12 protein-coding genes and 2 pseudogenes are annotated in these 17,626 nt (G+C 53.5%); 8 read left to right on the top strand and 6 right to left on the bottom strand.

Annotated features, from left to right (window positions below; genetic code table 11):
- Positions 1-22: 22 nt before the first annotated feature.
- Positions 23-1,555, bottom strand: a complete 1,533-nt coding sequence (locus ACS603_RS02935) for a SpoVR family protein (protein ID WP_182061449.1) — start codon at positions 1,553-1,555, stop codon at positions 23-25.
- Between the two features lie 322 nt (positions 1,556-1,877).
- Here ACS603_RS02935 and ACS603_RS02930 point away from each other — a divergent pair, with 322 nt between their 5' ends.
- From ACS603_RS02930 to ACS603_RS02920, 3 genes and pseudogenes are all read left to right on the top strand, one after another.
- Positions 1,878-3,176, top strand: a complete 1,299-nt coding sequence (locus ACS603_RS02930; protein ID WP_182061448.1) for a D-amino acid dehydrogenase — start codon at positions 1,878-1,880, stop codon at positions 3,174-3,176.
- A gap of 12 nt (positions 3,177-3,188) precedes the next feature.
- Positions 3,189-4,259 carry a catabolic alanine racemase DadX gene (gene dadX / locus ACS603_RS02925; RefSeq protein ID WP_182061447.1) on the top strand — a complete coding sequence of 357 codons (1,071 nt, stop codon included), beginning with the start codon at positions 3,189-3,191 and terminating at the stop codon, positions 4,257-4,259.
- Positions 4,260-4,269: 10 nt separating this feature from the next.
- Positions 4,270-4,380 (top strand): annotated as a pseudogene (locus ACS603_RS02920) (hypothetical protein); the annotation flags it as partial.
- Between the two features lie 6 nt (positions 4,381-4,386).
- Here ACS603_RS02920 and ACS603_RS02915 read toward each other — a convergent pair.
- Positions 4,387-6,054, bottom strand: a pseudogene (locus ACS603_RS02915) (potassium/proton antiporter); the annotation flags it as partial.
- A gap of 97 nt (positions 6,055-6,151) precedes the next feature.
- Entirely contained in the window at positions 6,152-7,066 is a 915-nt protein-coding gene (gene ldcA, locus ACS603_RS02910; RefSeq protein WP_182061445.1) for a muramoyltetrapeptide carboxypeptidase, read from the bottom strand.
- 108 nt (positions 7,067-7,174) lie between these two features.
- On the opposite strand from ldcA, the gene emtA reads away from it, so the two are divergent.
- Positions 7,175-7,786 (top strand): membrane-bound lytic murein transglycosylase EmtA, encoded by a 612-nt coding sequence (gene emtA / locus ACS603_RS02905; RefSeq protein ID WP_166715770.1) that lies wholly within the window; start codon positions 7,175-7,177, stop codon positions 7,784-7,786.
- Positions 7,787-7,823: 37 nt separating this feature from the next.
- Here emtA and ycgR read toward each other — a convergent pair whose 3' ends face one another.
- The gene (gene ycgR / locus ACS603_RS02900; RefSeq protein ID WP_182061444.1) at positions 7,824-8,555 is read right to left on the bottom strand and encodes a flagellar brake protein YcgR; all 732 of its coding nucleotides are present in this window, start codon (positions 8,553-8,555) and stop codon (positions 7,824-7,826) included.
- A gap of 206 nt (positions 8,556-8,761) precedes the next feature.
- Here ycgR and ACS603_RS02895 point away from each other — a divergent pair, with 206 nt between their 5' ends.
- Both ACS603_RS02895 and ACS603_RS02890 read left to right on the top strand, forming a co-directional pair.
- Positions 8,762-9,016, top strand: coding sequence for a GlsB/YeaQ/YmgE family stress response membrane protein (locus ACS603_RS02895; protein ID WP_182061443.1), 255 nt, complete (start codon positions 8,762-8,764; stop codon positions 9,014-9,016).
- A 113-nt stretch (positions 9,017-9,129) separates the two neighbouring features.
- A complete protein-coding gene (locus ACS603_RS02890; RefSeq protein WP_474943731.1) occupies positions 9,130-11,232 on the top strand; it encodes a TonB-dependent siderophore receptor in 2,103 nt (700 codons plus the stop codon).
- A 459-nt stretch (positions 11,233-11,691) separates the two neighbouring features.
- Here the strand turns inward: ACS603_RS02890 and ACS603_RS02885 are convergent, their stop codons facing one another.
- Positions 11,692-13,377 (bottom strand): alpha,alpha-trehalase, encoded by a 1,686-nt coding sequence (locus tag ACS603_RS02885; protein ID WP_474943730.1) that lies wholly within the window; start codon positions 13,375-13,377, stop codon positions 11,692-11,694.
- A gap of 355 nt (positions 13,378-13,732) precedes the next feature.
- On the opposite strand from ACS603_RS02885, the gene ACS603_RS02880 reads away from it, so the two are divergent.
- Entirely contained in the window at positions 13,733-15,091 is a 1,359-nt protein-coding gene (locus ACS603_RS02880) for a glycoside-pentoside-hexuronide (GPH):cation symporter (protein WP_315686018.1), read from the top strand.
- A gap of 97 nt (positions 15,092-15,188) precedes the next feature.
- Positions 15,189-16,571: a carbohydrate porin gene (locus tag ACS603_RS02875; RefSeq protein ID WP_474943729.1), complete on the top strand. Its 1,383-nt coding sequence runs from the start codon at positions 15,189-15,191 to the stop codon at positions 16,569-16,571.
- A gap of 13 nt (positions 16,572-16,584) precedes the next feature.
- Here ACS603_RS02875 and ACS603_RS02870 read toward each other — a convergent pair whose 3' ends face one another.
- A complete protein-coding gene (locus ACS603_RS02870; RefSeq protein WP_474943728.1) occupies positions 16,585-17,541 on the bottom strand; it encodes an AraC family transcriptional regulator in 957 nt (318 codons plus the stop codon).
- Positions 17,542-17,626 lie beyond the last annotated feature (85 nt).

The following is a 17,626-nucleotide window of genomic DNA, read 5'->3' as shown; positions in this document are numbered from 1 at the left end:
GCAGCGCCACCCGGCAAAAAAACTACAACGTATTTAACCGCGTCGGGCAGCGTTCCAGCAGCTCCACGCTACCGTCTTCGTTCTGCTGCTCCAGCAACACGTCAAACCCCCACAGGCGATGCACATGTTTCAGCACCTCTTTGCGGCCTTTATCCAGCGGCGCACGGTTATGCGGAATGTAGCGCAGCGTCAGCGAGCGGTCGCCGCGTAAATCCACATTCCACACCTGGATGTTTGGCTCGAGGTTGCTCAGATTGTACTGGGAAGAAAGGCGCGAGCGGATCTCGCGGTATCCCTCTTCGTTATGGATAGCGGAAATTTCCAGATAATTATTCCGGTCATCATCCAGCACGGTAAAGAAGCGGAAGTCACGCATGATCTTCGGCGACATAAACTGGCTGATAAAACTTTCGTCCTTAAAGTCACGCATCGCAAAATGCAGCGTTTGCAGCCAGTCAGAGCCGGCAATATCCGGGAACCAGTATTTGTCTTCTTCCGTTGGCGACTGGCAAATACGTTTAATGTCCTGGAACATCGCGAAGCCGAGCGCATACGGGTTAATACCGCTGTACCACGGGCTGTTGTACGGCGGCTGGAACACCACGTTAGTGTGGCTGTGCAGGAATTCCATCATAAACCGCTCGGTGACTTTCCCTTCATCGTACAGATGGTTAAGGATGGTGTAGTGCCAGAAAGTGGCCCAGCCTTCGTTCATTACCTGGGTCTGTTTTTGCGGATAGAAATACTGGCTCACCTTGCGCACGATACGCAGGATCTCACGCTGCCACGGCTCCAGCAGCGGGGCGTTTTTCTCCATAAAGTAGAGCAGGTTCTCCTGCGGCTCAGACGGATAACGGCGTGCCTCAGTCACCGTTTTCTCTTCTTCACGTTTCGGCAGGGTGCGCCACAGCATATTCACCTGGCTTTGCAGATACTCTTCACGGCTTTTCTGCCGGGCTTTCTCCTCCTGTAAGGAGATCTTCTGCGGACGTTTATAACGATCTACCCCGTAGTTCATCAGCGCGTGGCAGGAGTCGAGCAATTTCTCAACTTCATCTACCCCATAGCGTTCTTCGCATTCGGTGATGTATTTACGGGCGAAAATCAAATAATCGACAATCGAGCTGGCATCCGTCCAGCTGCGGAAAAGATAGTTATTCTTGAAAAATGAGTTATGCCCGTAGCAGGCATGAGCCATGACCAGCGCCTGCATGGTAATGGTGTTCTCTTCCATCAGATAAGCAATACACGGGTTGGAGTTAATGACGATTTCATACGCCAGCCCTTGCTGGCCGTGTTTGTACAACCGCTCGGTTTCGATGAATTTTTTACCAAACGACCAGTGCGGATAGTTGATAGGCATCCCAACGCTTGAGTAGGCATCCATCATTTGTTCGGACGTAATCACCTCAATCTGATGGGGATAGGTATCCAGGCGATACAGTTTTGCCACCCGGTCGATCTCGGCCAGGTAGACATCCAGCAACTCAAAGGTCCAGTCGGGCCCATCACTCAGACGTGTGCTGTCCTTGGATATGGAATCAATAGTAGCCATTAGCGCGCCCTCGTTGTTGGTGCTCTCTCTGTCTGGAGAGCCTCTTTTCAAGCATAGAACAACGCATTCAAAAGCGTGCTGGCGCAGAAATTTTTTCTTTGCGATTTCCCGTTTTTGAAACGGGTAAAAAAGCGATGGCTGCAATATTTTATGCTGGTTAAAAATAACGCGCAGCAGGAGATCCCAAATAAGCCCTGTCCCTGTATACAGGGGAAGGTGTGAGATAAGTCACCATAAAAAAGTCGTATGTTGAATAATATTTTCAACTAGGTTATCAATCTGTAATTAGAAGATTGTTCTTTTGCACATAATGGAGTTGGCTATGCGTGTTGTCATACTGGGAAGTGGTGTCGTTGGTGTAACCAGCGCCTGGTATTTAAGTCAGGCGGGACATGACGTTACTGTTATCGACAGGGAACCCGGCCCGGCACTGGAAACCAGTGCAGCAAACGCCGGACAGATATCTCCGGGCTATGCAGCACCGTGGGCCGCTCCGGGCGTGCCGCTGAAGGCGATTAAATGGATGTTCCAGCGCCATGCGCCGCTGGCTATCAGCCTTGATGGCTCGCAATTCCAGCTCAAGTGGATGTGGCAAATGCTGCGCAACTGCGACACCCGCCATTACATGGAAAACAAAGGCCGCATGGTTCGCCTCGCGGAATACAGCCGTGACTGTCTGAAAACGCTGCGTGCCTCTACCGGCATTGAGTACGAAGGCCGTCAGGGCGGCACCTTGCAGCTGTTCCGTACCGCGCAGCAATACGAAAACGCCACGCGGGATATCGCCGTGCTTGAAGACGCCGGTGTGCCGTATCAGCTGCTGGAAGCCAGCCAGCTGGCGCAGGTTGAACCGGCGCTGGCGGAAGTAGCACACAAGCTGACCGGCGGTCTGCGTTTACCAAATGATGAAACCGGCGACTGCCAGCTGTTTACTCAGCGTCTGGCAGCGATGTGCGAACAGGCAGGGGTGAAATTCCGCTTTAACACCTCCGTCGATAAGCTGCTGTCGGAAGGTGAAAACATCTACGGCGTGAAGTGTGGTGACGAAGTGATTAAGGCCGATGCTTACGTCATGGCGTTTGGCTCGTACTCCACGGCGATGCTGAAAGGCATTCTTGATATTCCGGTTTATCCGCTGAAAGGCTACTCACTGACCATTCCGGTAAAAGAGGAAAGCGGCGCGCCGGTCTCCACTATTCTTGATGAAACCTACAAGATTGCGATCACCCGTTTTGACAACCGTATTCGCGTGGGCGGTATGGCCGAAATCGTGGGCTTTAACACCGAGCTGTTACAGCCGCGTCGTGAAACGCTGGAGATGGTGGTGGGCGATCTGTTCCCGCGCGGCGGCTTTGTTGAGCAGGCGACATTCTGGACCGGGCTGCGCCCTATGACGCCAGACGGCACGCCTATTGTTGGGCGTACACCGTTTAAAAATCTGTGGACCAACACGGGCCACGGTACGCTGGGCTGGACGATGGCCTGCGGCTCAGGCCAGCTGTTGAGCGACCTGATTTCCGGGCGTACACCGGCGATTCCGTTTGACGATTTAAGTGCCGCGCGTTATCAATCGGGATTTACCCCATCGCGCCCACAGCACCTGCACGGCGCGCATAATTAACAAGGAGTTGTCATGTCCCGTCCTATTCTGGCTCAGCTGGATCTGAAGGCGCTGAAGGATAACCTCCAGATTGTTCGTCGTGCAGCGCCAGGCTCGCGTGTATGGTCGGTCGTCAAAGCTAACGCCTACGGCCACGGTATTGATCGCATCTGGAGCGCGCTCAGCAGCACGGATGGTTTTGCCTTACTGAATCTGGAAGAAGCCATTTTACTGCGTGAGCGCGGCTGGAAAGGGCCGATATTGCTGCTGGAAGGGTTCTTCCACGCCGACGATCTGCCGCTGCTGGATAAGTATCGTCTGACAACCAGCGTGCACAGTAACTGGCAAATCAAAGCACTGCAAAATGCGAAATTACATGCTCCGCTGGATATCTACGTCAAAATGAACAGCGGCATGAACCGCCTGGGCTTCCAGCCTGAGCGCGTGCATACGGTCTGGCAGCAGCTCCGCGCCCTGCAAAATGTGGGTGAAATGACGTTAATGGCACATTTCGCTGATGCAGAAAAACCTGATGGTATTGCCGATGCCATGACGCGTATCGGGCAAGCTGCCGAAGGTCTGGATTGCCCCCGTTCGCTTTCCAATTCAGCGGCCACGCTCTGGCACCCTGAAGCCCACTATAACTGGGTGCGTCCGGGAATTATTCTGTACGGCGCTTCTCCGTCGGGCCAGTGGCAGGATATTGCCAACAGTGGCCTGAAACCGGTGATGACCCTGCGCAGTGAAATCATTGGCGTGCAGACGCTGAAAGCCGGGGATACCGTCGGTTACGGCAGCCGCTACCGCGCAACGGGTGAGCAACGTATCGGGATTGTGGCAGGCGGTTATGCTGACGGCTATCCACGCGTCGCGCCAACGGGCACGCCGGTATGGGTTGATGGCGTTCGTACCGGTACGGTGGGAACCGTTTCGATGGACATGCTGGCGGTTGATTTAACACCGTGTCCGCAGGCGGGCATTGGGTCGCCCGTCGAGTTGTGGGGGAATGAGATTAAAATCGATGATGTGGCCGCTGCGGCGGGGACTATCGGGTATGAACTGATGTGCGCGCTGGCACCGAGAGTGCCTGTTGTGACGGTGTAACATTTTTTTTTTGTTAAGTTGTAGGCCGGGTAAGGCGAAGCCGCCACCCGGCACAAACCCACTACTCCTCGTCCTCTTCCATCGGCCTTACGCCGACCTTACGCACCGCGTTATCTTCTTTCTCGGCCACCGTCCAGATCATCCCGGCAAACTCCACCTGGTCACCGACAACCGGTGCCGCACCCAGCAACTGCTGGATAATCTCACCCAGGGTCTGTTGCTTGTCGCGATACTCCAGACCTTCATCCAGGCCGTAAATCAGCGCGACATCGGCAAATTTGGCATTCGCTTCCAGAATAAAATCACCGAAGAATCGCTGATCCAGCGCTACCGGCGGAGACTGGCTGAACAGCTTCCCGAGTGCTGGAAGGTCACGCTCACGGCCAATGACGCAGAGAATATCGCCTTCCCGCAGGCGGGTACTGCCCGTCGGGTGCAGCAGGATATTATCGCGGAACAGGGCGGCAATTCGCGTTTCGGCAGGCATGTGCAAATCGCGCAGCGAAGCACCCACGCACCACTTGTCAGCACTCAGTTGATAGACAAACTGTTCCCACGGGTTTTCCGGGTGAATATCCAGCCCCACGCGGGAGACAGGCCAGCCGACAGGCGGAACCACCACTTTGGCTTTTTTGGCGGCCCATCCCAGAGATGTCCCCTGGAATAAGAGCGATACCAGCACCACGAAGAAGGCCACGTTAAAGAACAACCGCGAGTTATCAAGCCCCGCCATCATCGGGAAAACGGCAAGGATAATCGGCACTGCGCCTCGCAGCCCCACCCAACTGATAAAAATACGCTCGCGCAGGTTGAACCCGCGAAATGGCAGCAGCCCGGCAAAGACCGACAGCGGACGGGCAAAGAAAATCATCCAGGCAGACAGGATTAACGCAGGAACAGCAATCGGCAGCAGGTCGGATGGCGTAACCAGCAACCCCAGCACCAGGAACATGCCGATTTGTGCAAGCCAGGCCAGACCGTCAAAGTTCTGCAAAATGGCGTGGCGGTTACGAATAGGGCGGTTGCCCAACAGGAATCCGCACAGATAGACCGCCAGAATACCGCTGCCGTCCATCGCCGTAGTCAGGCCGAAAATAAGGATCCCGCCGCTCAGGGCCAGCAACGGATAGAGCCCCGCAGGCAGCGAAATACGGTTGATCATTTGCTGTAGCAGATAACCGCCGGAAAGGCCGATGATAATCCCCAGCCCAAACTGCTGCAAAATATGCCAGGCAAACATCCAGCTTAACCCGTTTTCGTGCTGCTGGATCATCTCAATCAGGGTGATAGTGAGGAACACCGCCATCGGATCGTTACTGCCGGATTCAATTTCAAGCGTTGAGCCAACGCGCTCATTCAGCCCTTTACCGCCCAGCAGGGAAAAGACCGCCGCCGCATCGGTGGAGCCGACAATCGCGCCAATCAGCAAGCCTTCCATGATGTTAAGGTGAAACAGCCACGCCGCCATCATGCCGGTCAAGCCAGAGGTGATAAGCACCCCGACAGTTGCAAGTGAAAGCGCGGGCCCTAAGGCTACCCTGAATGAGCTGGCCTGAGTACGCATCCCGCCGTCCAGCAAAATGACCGCCAGAGCGAGGTTACTGATCATATAAGCGAAGGGATAGTTATCGAAAGGAATACCACCGATACCATCTATACCGGCCAACATCCCGATAGCGAGAAAAATTACAAGAATAGGGATGCCAAGGCGCGAAGAAAATGAACTTAATAAAATACTACAGGTTACAAGGACAGAACCCAGAATGAATAGGTTGATTATCGCTGCGGCATCCAATGTTGTCGTACTCCCACCTTAATACTGTATCTGTTATTAAAACCCTATCATATTAACGACAGATACAGCGTTTTATTGCGGTGGTTTAACGGCTTTTTTATGCCTTTATGACTGGATGGCCGCTTATTGTTAACCGACTGCCTGAATTATCGTGCTTCATGAAAGCCTGGGCGCCAAGAGGAAGGGTCACCGTTTGTTGTTCATGACCAAATGCCAGCCCGGTTATCACCGGAATATCCAGCCTGGAGCGGATAAAATCGACCATCGTTTCAAGAGAATAGCCCGCGTCGTACTCATTCGGGGCGGAGCCGCTAAAACTGCCCAGCACGATAGCCGACTGACGCGCAAGAATACCGGCATGATAAAGCTGAAGTAACATCCGTTCGACCCGGAACGGGTGTTCATTGATATCTTCAAGCACCAGAATACCGTCATCAATATCAGGGAGCCACGGCGTGCCAATCAGCGAAACCAGCATCGCCAGATTTCCGCCCCACAGCAGCCCCTCACATTCCCAGTGTGGCCCGTCGCCTTGCCACTCGACGCTGTAGGTTGGGTTACGCAGGGCGCGCCAGAAATGCTCCTGGGTAAAAGCGTCAAGCTCTGGTGCGCCAAAATTACCGGCCAGCATCGGGCCGCTGAAGGTAATCACATTATGCAGTGCCAGCAGCCCGAGCTGGATAACCGTGAAGTCGCTGTGGCCGCAAATCAGCAGGGGATCGTGCTGCTGGCGTTTTGCCAGCCCTGCCCAGTCAATGCTTTCCAGCAACCGGCTGGCACCGTATCCCCCTCGCACCGCCAGCACGATGTTATTCTCACCCTTCAGGTTCACCAGACTGTTGATATCATTCAGCCTCTGCGCCTGCGTTCCGGCAAAACGTTGCTCGCGGCGGGGGATAATCGTCTGATTTTCTACCTGATGGCCGGATCCCAGTAAGCGCTGAACGCCCCGTTGTGCCGCCTCCTGGTTAATGCAGTAGCCCGACGGTGCAATGAGATGAAACTGAGACATGGCAATTCCTTGCTGAATGAGAAGCTAATTGTCTATATCATGCCGCTTACACGCTGCCGGCTTCAAGAGGCAGTGTGACTGCGATGACCGGCTATAAGGATAGATGACGTGAAATTGAGATGGTTTGCTTTTTTGATTGTGTTGCTTGCTGGCTGTAGTACCAAACATGACTACCAAAATCCGCCGTGGAACCCGGAAGTGCCTGTTAAACGGGCAATGCAGTGGATGCCAATCAGCGAGCAAGCCGGAAAGGCCTGGGGCGTGAGCCCGCGTCTGGTGACGGCGATCATTGCGGTGGAGTCGGGCGGTAATCCGACCCTGGTCAGTAAATCGAACGCGGTGGGGCTGATGCAGCTGAAGGCTTCTACGGCCGGGAAAGAAGTTTATCGCTATATGGGATGGAGCGGGCAGCCATCGACCAGCGAGCTGAAAAACCCGGAACGTAATATCTCAATGGGGACCGCGTATCTGAGCATTCTGGAACACGGGGTGCTGAAAGGCATTGAAGATCCAGAAGTGATGCAATATGCGCTGGTGGTCTCTTACGTTAACGGTGCGGGCGCGTTGCTCAGGACATTCTCCTCGGATCGTAAAGAAGCGATCGACGAGATTAATGGAATGGATAAAGATGAGTTCTTTGAACATGTGGTGAAGAATCATCCGGCACCACAGGCTCCACGTTATATCTGGAAAGTACAGAAAGCGATGGATGCCATGTAATGCCGCCGTCGGGCGGCGCTCTGCTGCCCGACATCTGTCACAGGACTTTGTTTGCTCTTTCCCGTGCTTCGCGTTCCAGCGAGAAGATAATGCGCTGAAGTTCCCGCTCCGCACCTGGCCCGACATTAAGAAAACGGAAGCTCAGACGCGGTGTGGTGATGGTTTCGTTTTTGCTATCAACCACTTTGCGCTCGCTGATGGCAATCAGCTGAGCATCAAAATAGAACCGCCCCCAGCCGCCCATATCCAGCTCAATTTGCGAGAAACGCATCCCTTCGACCAGTCCGTCGGGTTTTGGCGTATCCATTAATGCACCCATTCCGCCGAGCGACAAATCAAACAGGCGGAAGCGAAACTCTTTCCTGTCCGGCATTCGCGCCTTGCAAAAATAAGCAGGATGAAGCGGGGCGCTGATACGAAAATATTCGCGGCGTTGCACAAACCACAGGTTAGTCGGCAAGGGCGTGATAAACGCAGGAAGACCCTGGAATTCGCCCTGTGTCAGACGTGGCAGCACAAACTCCACTTTTGCACCCTGAGTTTCAGCCATCACCGAGATATTTTCTGCCCGAAGCGCCGCCCGGTTTTCGTACTCCTGGCTACCCAGATCGATGACCAGGCGCTCCGACGAGGCTTCGAGGATTTTGCTAATAAACTGATTTGTTGCCCAACTGATGCGCAGCGGCACCTCGCCTTTTTGCAGATCGCGTAATACCCCTAATACAGCCAGCGGATTTTGTTTCAGGAACTGCTCACTGTAATTACTCACGCCAGATGGCTCCTCGATATGTGACAGACTGTCTTTGAGTTATCGGCAGCCTGAAATGAAACTTAATACAAACCGGTGAGTTTTTTTCAGTGCGCCAGCAATTTAAGTCGGTGAGATGAAATCGGTTTTATGGCTTTAGCCTATAATTAGAGTACATGTGCAGAAGGTTTTCTGCGTATGCGTTAAACCTGCAAGAGGGCATTGCTATGGGTATCATCGCCTGGATTATCTTTGGTCTTATTGCCGGCGCTATCGCCAAACTTATCATGCCGGGGCGTGATGGTGGCGGCTTTATTCTGACCTGTGTCCTCGGGGTCGTTGGTGCAGTTGTTGGTGGCTGGCTGGCAACAATGTTTGGCCTCGGAGGTAGCGTGAGTGGTTTTAATATGCACAGTTTCCTGGTTGCCGTGGTGGGCGCCATCGTGGTACTGGGCGTGTTCAGGTTACTCAGAAGAGCATAAGAACAGTGAAAAACGGCTCTCTTCGGAGGGCCGTTTTCTTTGATGGTATTGATTTGTTTATGCAAATGATAATAATTGTCGTTCCCAATATCATTTGGTAATAAGACGACAATATGATCACTTCGCGTTTTGCGTTATGTGCGTTGGCAGGAGCCGTGACGCTGGCATTGCAGGGAGCGGCTTTTGCCGAAGAAACAACACTTGTGGTGACGGGTTCAGCGCAGAGCGATGTGCTACCAACCTGGACAAACAGTGCCACCAAGTCTGCGGTGGCGGAAAGTAAAACCCCGCAGGTCATTAATACCCTGTCTGCGCAAGAGATTGAACAACGCCATGCGAACTCGGTGAACGAGATCCTGCGGTATGCGCCGGGCGTGTCGACCGAGGTACGTGGTAATACGTCGTACATGAGCGAGTATAAAATTCGCGGCTTTACCGTCGACCAGGAGTTCTACAACGGTCTACAACTGCCTTACAACGTCACCGGTAACACCAAAGCGCGCATCGATCCTCTGCTGATTGAGAGCGTCGATATTCTCAAAGGGCCATCGTCGGTGTTGTATGGCGGGGGCTCACCGGGTGGCCTGGTGAATATTCAGGGTAAGATGCCGCAAAAAGAGGCGAAAACCGAGCTGGGCTTTACCACCGGTAACCGCAATCTGAAAGAGGGATATCTCGATTCGACCGGGCAACTTGCCGACAGCGACTGGAATTACCGTCTGTTGGGTAAAGCCACAGAAAATGACGACCAGCCGCACACCACGCGCTATGAAAACTATCTGGTGGCACCGTCAGTGACCTGGCAACCCGACAGTAACACACGGCTCACGATTGATGCACTGGCGCAAAACACCCCGAGTTTGTCGCCATCTAACCCGCTGCCGTTAGCGTATTTGCGCTCTGAATATGCCGGGCGTCGTGATTATGCCGGGGATGAATGGAGCGGTTTTAAACAGCGGCAGTGGATGCTCGGATACCACTTCGAACATGCATTTGACAGTGGCTGGGGCTTCAGCCAGAAAGTGCGTTATTTCGATGTGGACACGCATCAGCGCAGCGCCTATTCCACCGGGCAGGGAAGTGAAGTGTATGAGCTTAACCGTTTTGCCTATACCACGGATGAAGACCTCCAGAGCTTCAACATGGATAACCAGGTCACCAAAACGGTGGCGCTGGGCGAATGGCAACATCATCTGCTGGCGGGGTTCGATTACCAGAAGCTGAACTCCCACTTCCACTATCGCTACGCCTCCGCTACACCGGGCATCGATATGCGCCACCCGGACTATTCACAAATTCATGAAAGCGAGCTGGGTTTAGATACCGCGCAGAAAAACCGCCTGAGCTATCAGCAGAACGGTTATTACGTGCAGGATCAAGTGGTATTTGGCGGGCTTAACCTGCTGGGCAGCCTGCGCTATGACGATTACCGCTCTGTGACTACCAACTACCTGCAAAACGGGGATAAAGCGTGGGTTGCACAGGATCGTGTTACCAAACGTCTGGGCGCGTTGTATGCCTTCGACAATGGCATTTCGCCGTTTATCAGTTACTCCGAAGGATTTGCCCCGGTATCGCCGCAAGGCACGCTGACGGCCCAGGACGTCAAGCCAACGACCAGTAAACAGGTGGAAGGCGGGGTAAAATATCTGCTGGAGGACTTCGCGACCACGCTGACTGCCTCGGTATTTAACATTCGCCAGAAGAACGTGGTCACAACCGATCCCGGCTTCCTGAACTACCGCCAGACCGGCGAGGTGGAATCTGAGGGGGCGGAGCTTTCAGCTATCAGTCGCCCGACGGACAACCTGACGCTGGTGGCCAACTATGCGTATACCCACGCGATTAACACCGAGGATGATAAGTACAAAGGCAAACGCCCGACCCAGGTGCCGGAGAATGCGTTTAACCTGTGGGGCGATTACACCTTCGACAGCACGCCGCTGAAAGGGGTGAATATCGGTGTCGGGGCACGTTATACCGGGCCAATGGAAATTTCGCCAGCCAACGACGCGGGCAAACTGGGCGGCACCACGCAGTATGATCTGGCGGCGTCTTACCGTATGGGCGAACTCCTGCCGTCGCTTGCGGGACTAACGCTGAAGATGAGCGCGCAGAACATCACCAACAAAGAGACGCTGACCTGCTACGACGCCAGCAACTGCTGGATAGGCCGCGACCGCACCTGGCAGCTGGGAGCAAGTTACAGCTTCTGATGCCCGGTGGTTTTCTCCCTCTCCCTCAGGGAGAGGGTTGGGGTGAGGGGGAACATACGGCTGTGGTGGTCATTCCGTTCACTTTATGTTCCTTGCTACTTTGTTACTACATTACCGGTGAACGTGCCAGGGTGGCTCACCGCCACCACCCTGGCGACCCGGGCTCCCGGCAAGAAAATCGCCGCTTCGCGGATTGTTCGCCCCATCCCTGGGACTCACCCCTTCGGGGCCAGCGCAGGCGCTGTCCAAAATTGCTCCCGGCAATTTTGTCCTCAGCGTTTGCTCCAGGCTAATCGGGGAAGGGCGGATGAAACGTCCCTGTAAAGCCGCCCTCGCCGCGCATCCATGCGCGTCGCCCCGGCCTTCCGTAAACGCTTCGGCGATTTTCAGCCGGACCACGGCACCGCTGTAAGCCTTTTATTTCAATGGCGTAATATCATCGCTGAATAAAGACAAACATTACTGCGCCACATTTTTCGCCGGAGTCGCGACCTTCTCATTTGCCGCAGGCTGATTCTCCGGCACACTCTCGCACGGCTTCTCTTTCGGACACACTAAATCCAGCATTTTCAGTGTCACGCCGTTCGTCCAGCCGAAGCCGTCCTGCAAGGGATACTCTCCGCCGCCGCCACCTGTGCCAGTGGTAGAAACATCATACTTCTCAACCAGTTTCTGCTCGCGATCGTAGGTATGCTGTACATTTTTCAGGAACCGCCAGGTGACATCCATTGCCACCTTGTCTTGCCCGTAATTCTGTAACCCTTCCGTCGCGATCCACTGCAATGGTGCCCAACCGTTTGGCGCATCCCACTGTTGCCCGCTGTCGATTGTGGTCGTCGAAATGCCGCCAGGTTTCAACAGCCGCGCAGAGGCCGCAACTGCCACTTTATCCGCCCGATCCTGCGCCGCTGCTTTCACAAACAGCGGGTAAAGGGCAGCAGCGGTCAGCTGATTACGCACCTTTTTGCTTTTCAGATCGTAATCGGCGTACCAGCCCTCTTTTTCATTCCACAGATGCCCCTCAATGGCTTTCTGGCGTGCGGTTGCCAGGGCGTCATATTTCGTCGCACTGGCTGTATCCCCAGCGTCCTGGCTGGCTTTTGCCAGCAGCTTTTCCATCTTGTACATCAGCGCGTTAAGATCGACTGGCACAATGCTGGTGGTGCGGATCGTGCCAAGCTTTTGCGGATCATCCATCCAGCGGGAGCTGAAATCCCAGCCGGATGCCGCGGCGGAACGCAGATCGCGATAGATCTCCGTTGCCGGGCGGTTGGGATTCTTTTTCGCGGTGGTCACATCATCAAGCCAGGACTCCGGGCGCGGCGTATCACGGTCGTCCCAGTAGCGGTTAAGAATGGTGCCGTCATCCAGTTTCACCACCCGCTTACTGGCTTGACCCGGCTGGAGTGCGTCCACGCCATCCATCCAGTACCGATACTCTTTTTCCATCTGCGGGCGGTATTTTTTCAGCGCATCGCTGTCGTGCGTGGCTAACAACTCAACCATCAGTGCGAAGAACGGCGGTTGCGAGCGGCTCAGGTAGTAGCTGCGGTTGCCGTTTGGGATATGCCCCCAGGTATCAATTTCATAGGCAAAGTTGTCCACCATATCGCGGATTTTGTCCCAGTGGTCGCTTTCTGCTAAACCAAGCATGGTGAAATAGCTGTCCCAGTAATACACCTCGCGAAAACGACCGCCGGGCACCACATAAGATTTTGGCAGCGGCAGCAAAGAATCCCATTTACTGGCTTTGTCAGTGGTCCGCGTCAGAACCGGCCACAGCCCGTCGATATGCGCCCGTAAACTCTGTCCAGACGGTGGGACATACTTTTCACCTTCCGTTGGCAGGGTAAAGTTCATTTCCACAAAATGCCGCAGGTCGAAACCGGTCTGAGTGTGCTGCATCCGGTAATCCGCCAGGATAGTCAGGGGATCGCTTTTAGGAACCGCATCGGCAAAGGTCTTTTGATCGGGAAAGAGTTTGGCACTCTGGACATCGTTAAAAAGGGGCCCGAGCAGTATGTCAGGGGGCGTCGACTGGCCGGTTGCCTTGTCTTCTGCGTAGCCAGATAAGGTGACGCCCAGCAGTGCGCCGCCAAGCGCGAGCGATAAAAGTGTAGGGTGGCGCATATGAGGTTTTATCATCGGTTCTCTCCTGTATTTGCTGAGCAGCGTGACCGCTGTCATCAACCACGTGAAAACCTTAGACGAATATCGAGATATTCGCGTGTCGAATATCCCATTTTTTGCAGACTCAGACAATTTACCGTTGCGTTTAGGTCCACGTCGAATAATTGAAATATTGACCGGGAGAATAATTACGACATTATTTAATATAGAGTGAAGAGCACTCTTGCGGTCATTTCATTATTTTAATTGTCAGGATCACATAAAACAAAAAACATAATCTTGTAGTGAAAAAACATAATGGATAATCGTGCGACTCTCAGCGAAATTATCGCCGACAACAGAAACCGGTTTCATAAAATGAGGTGAATGTATGGCGATGACAGAACGAATTCCAGTAAAAGAAAAAATAGGTTATAGCCTGGGGGATGCGGCAAGTCATATTGTATTTGACTCGTCAGTGGCCATTCTGGCGTATTATTACACTGATATATATGGTCTGCCACCCGCAGTCATGGGGACCATGTTCCTGCTGGTCCGTTTATTAGACGCAATAACTGATCCGATAATGGGTGCGATTGCGGATGCAACGTCAACGCGCTGGGGGCGTTTTCGCCCGTGGCTGTTAGCAATGTGTATTCCCTTTGCAGTAAGTTGCGTGCTGGTGTATTCCATTCCTGATTTTACCGAAACTGGAAAAATCTATTATGCCGTCGGGGCGTATATCTTTATGACCCTGATGTATACCGCCATTAATATCCCTTACTGCTCACTTGGTGCGGCGTTAACCTCCGACCCACGCGAAAATCTCTCGTTGCAGTCCTGGCGTTTTGCCATTACCCCCATTGGTGGCGCGCTGGGAACCGCCTGCATTCTGCCGCTGGCGGATTATCTTTTCCCAGGCGATCGAGCCACCGGCATTCAGGTCGCAATGGGCATTTTTGGCGTGATTGGCTGCCTGATGTTCCTTGTCTGCTTTCTCACGACCAGAGAGCGGGTTCAACCCATTAAAGAAGAGAATCTGAACATCTCCCGAGACGTTAAGATCCTCTTTCGTAACGACCAGTGGCGCATTTTGTCGGTCTATAACTTCATGATGCTGGTCGCGGTGGTGATCCGTGGCGGCGCTGTGGTTTATTTCGTCAATACGGTCCTGAACAAAGGCGCGGACATCATCTCATTCTTTATGCTGGGCGGAATGCTGGCGTCAATGTTTGGCTCAGTACTGGCGCAACCGTTCGGGACTCGCTTTTGCAAGGTTAAACTGTCGTTCTGGATCAATATTCTTAACGCCGCGCTTGGCGTAGCGTGTTTCTGGCTCCCGTTGGAGTTCTGGATTATTCCGTTAATTGCCCACGTCCTGATTCAGATAGTGCAGGGCGGAAATGGCGCATTGCAGTGGTCAATGATTACTGATGCAAATAACTATGGTGAATGGAAAACGCAGCGTCGAATAACGGGTATGAATGTCGCTGCCAATATTTTTGTCATTAAATTGGGTGTCGCAGTTGGTGGGGCAATTCTGGGATGGGTACTGGCCTGGTTCAATTATGAATCAAACAGTGAAGTACAGCCTGAATCCGCAGTGCAGGGTGTTATTCTGTTATTCACTCTCATCCCATCGTTCTTTTATTTGCTTACGGCGCTCTCAATTAAGTTCTATGGTCTGACGGAAAATGTGATGAATGGCGTAGTCCGTGATTTGAATAAAGGTGAATTCGCAAAAGAATAAAATAACAATTGATGTATTAAGCCGGTAATACAGTTGTATTACCGGTATAGGGTAGTACCACTCAGGACGTAATGAATAATTCACGAGGATGGAATCCATGAGAGTTAAGTCTATTGCTCTGGTCATTAGCGCTTTTTGTACCACAGGCGCTTTCGCAGCAAAAAATACCCCGACCCTTGAAGAAAAACTGGCGAAACTGGAAGCTCGCCTTGAAAGCGCAGAAAATCGCGCGGCGCAGGCAGAAGCGCAAATTCAGGTTCTCCAGCAACAGCAGGTTGTGGCCGCGCAGAAACCTGCCAGCGTGAATGTGGAATCAGCGGAGCCAGTAGCCCAATCAGCTGTACCAAAACTGACGTTATCAGGCTATGGCGATATTAAATTCTATGGCGACGTCGAATTTAACATGGATGCGGCCAGCAAAACCGGCAGCCTGACATCAATGAAAACCACGGCCAATAAAGACTGGGCACCTGGCAGCAATGAGCGCTGGGACATCAACGGCCGTCTGTTGCTCGGTTTTGACGGTTATCGCCGGATGGATAACGGCAATTTTGCCGGTTTTTCCGTGCAACCGCTTGCCGACCTGACCGGCAAAATGAACCTTGATGATGCCGTGTTCTTCTTCGGAACGGAAAACGACTGGAAGGTAAAAGTGGGTCGCTTTGAAGCCTATGACATGTTCCCGCTGAACCAGGACACCTTCGTAGAGTACTCCGGCAACACAGCAAACGACCTTTACAGCGATGGCTACGGCTACATCTACATGCTGAAAGAAGGGCGTGGGCGTAGTGACAGCGGCGGAAACTTCCTGCTCAGTAAAACGGTTGATAACTGGTATTTCGAGATCAACACCTTGCTGGAGAACGGCAGTACGCTGTTTGTCGATAAGCAGTACCACGGCGTTGATCTCGATAACGAGAAAAACGTGGCTTATGTACGTCCGGTCATCTCATGGCAAAACGGGGGCTTCTCAACCGCCATCGCGATGGAGAGCAACCTGGTGAACAACGCCTATGGTTATCGCGATGCATCTGGCAAATGGGTGGATCAGTCCGATCGTACCGGTTACGGCCTGACGATGACCTGGAACGGCCAGAAAGCCGACCCGGAAAATGGCGCGGTGATCAACCTGAATACAGCCTACATGGACGCCACGGATGAGAAAGACTTCACGGCGGGTATCAACGGGTTATGGCGCAAGTTCGAGCTGGGTTACATCTATGCGCATAATGAAATCGACAAATTTGACACCGCCAGCTTCAACGCCGACTGTGACAACGACTGCTGGATAACCGATCCGGGCGATTACGATATCCATACCGTTCACGCTTCCTATCTTTTCGATAACGTCATGAAGATGAAGAACTTCAATATCTATCTGGGCGCGTATGCGTCCTGGGTTGAAGCGCATCCAAACCAGGGCGACAATAATAACGACTCCCGATACGGCGGCCGCGTACGCTTTAAATATTACTTCTGATACCCCCTGACAGTCAGACCTCTTCCGGGGTCTGACTGGATTCCCGCAGTGAACCCGGCGCCTGGCCGACAATGCGTTTGAATGCCCGGCTAAACGCGGCAAGTGACCCGTAGCCAAGACGCAGCGCTACCGTTTCGAGCGGTTGATGTTCGTGACGAATATACTGAATGGCCAGCCGCATCCGTAGTTCTGAAAGGTATTTGGCCGGGGTGGTGCCGGTCGCCGACAGAAAACGCTCGGCGAAGACGGAACGTGACGTTCCGGCCTCTTTTGCCAGGTCCGCAACGTTCCAGTTTACCCCCGGCTGTTGATGCATGGCATAAATCGCGCGGCTTAAACGTGGATCGCGCAACACCTGGACCCATCCGGTCGATTTCCCGCATCCGGCCTCCACCCAGCCCCGCACAATCAGCGCGGCCACCACATCGGCAAGGCGTGCCAGAATGCCGGCAAAACCGACCTGCCGGGTCATGGATTCTCGCTCCATTGCGGCGAGCAGCGGATGGATCTCCGGCCACGTGGACATCAGGCGGCTTACCATCATCACTTCCGGCATCGCTTTGATCAGGGGTTGCATCCCGCCAAGCTCAAAATCCATGCAACCACTGAATATTACCGTGTTCTCGCTGTCCGGGCAGGGTTCACAGGTGATAGCGCAGACTGAGTTGCAAATCGGCTCACTCGGAAACGCGCTCACCGGCGTGATGTCGGCATCTTCGTCAGAAAGTAAGGCATGGGCGTTGCCGTTTGGGATGAACAGTGCATCGCCGCCGCTCAGGGCAAACGTCGCGCCACTCTCCATGCGCAGCAGTGCGGAGCCGTGGCTCACAAAATGGAATTGCGCTTTGCCGGGCGCCTGATGAAACGCCACACCAAAGGGGGCGCTGGCTTCAATGCGGCGATATTTCACACCGGAGAGGCGCATTCCACGAAGAAGCTCGCTGATCAAATCGGGTGACGGGTTGCTCATGTCTTCACTTTCGGACGAATAATCAATAATCAAAGATTATATGTCATAGATCGTCCAGGGGGAACTCACTATGCTTTTGCGACAG

The organism is Enterobacter sp. Li2LvB3, assembly GCF_056156645.1.
This window is presented reverse-complemented; position numbering and strand designations above follow the sequence as displayed.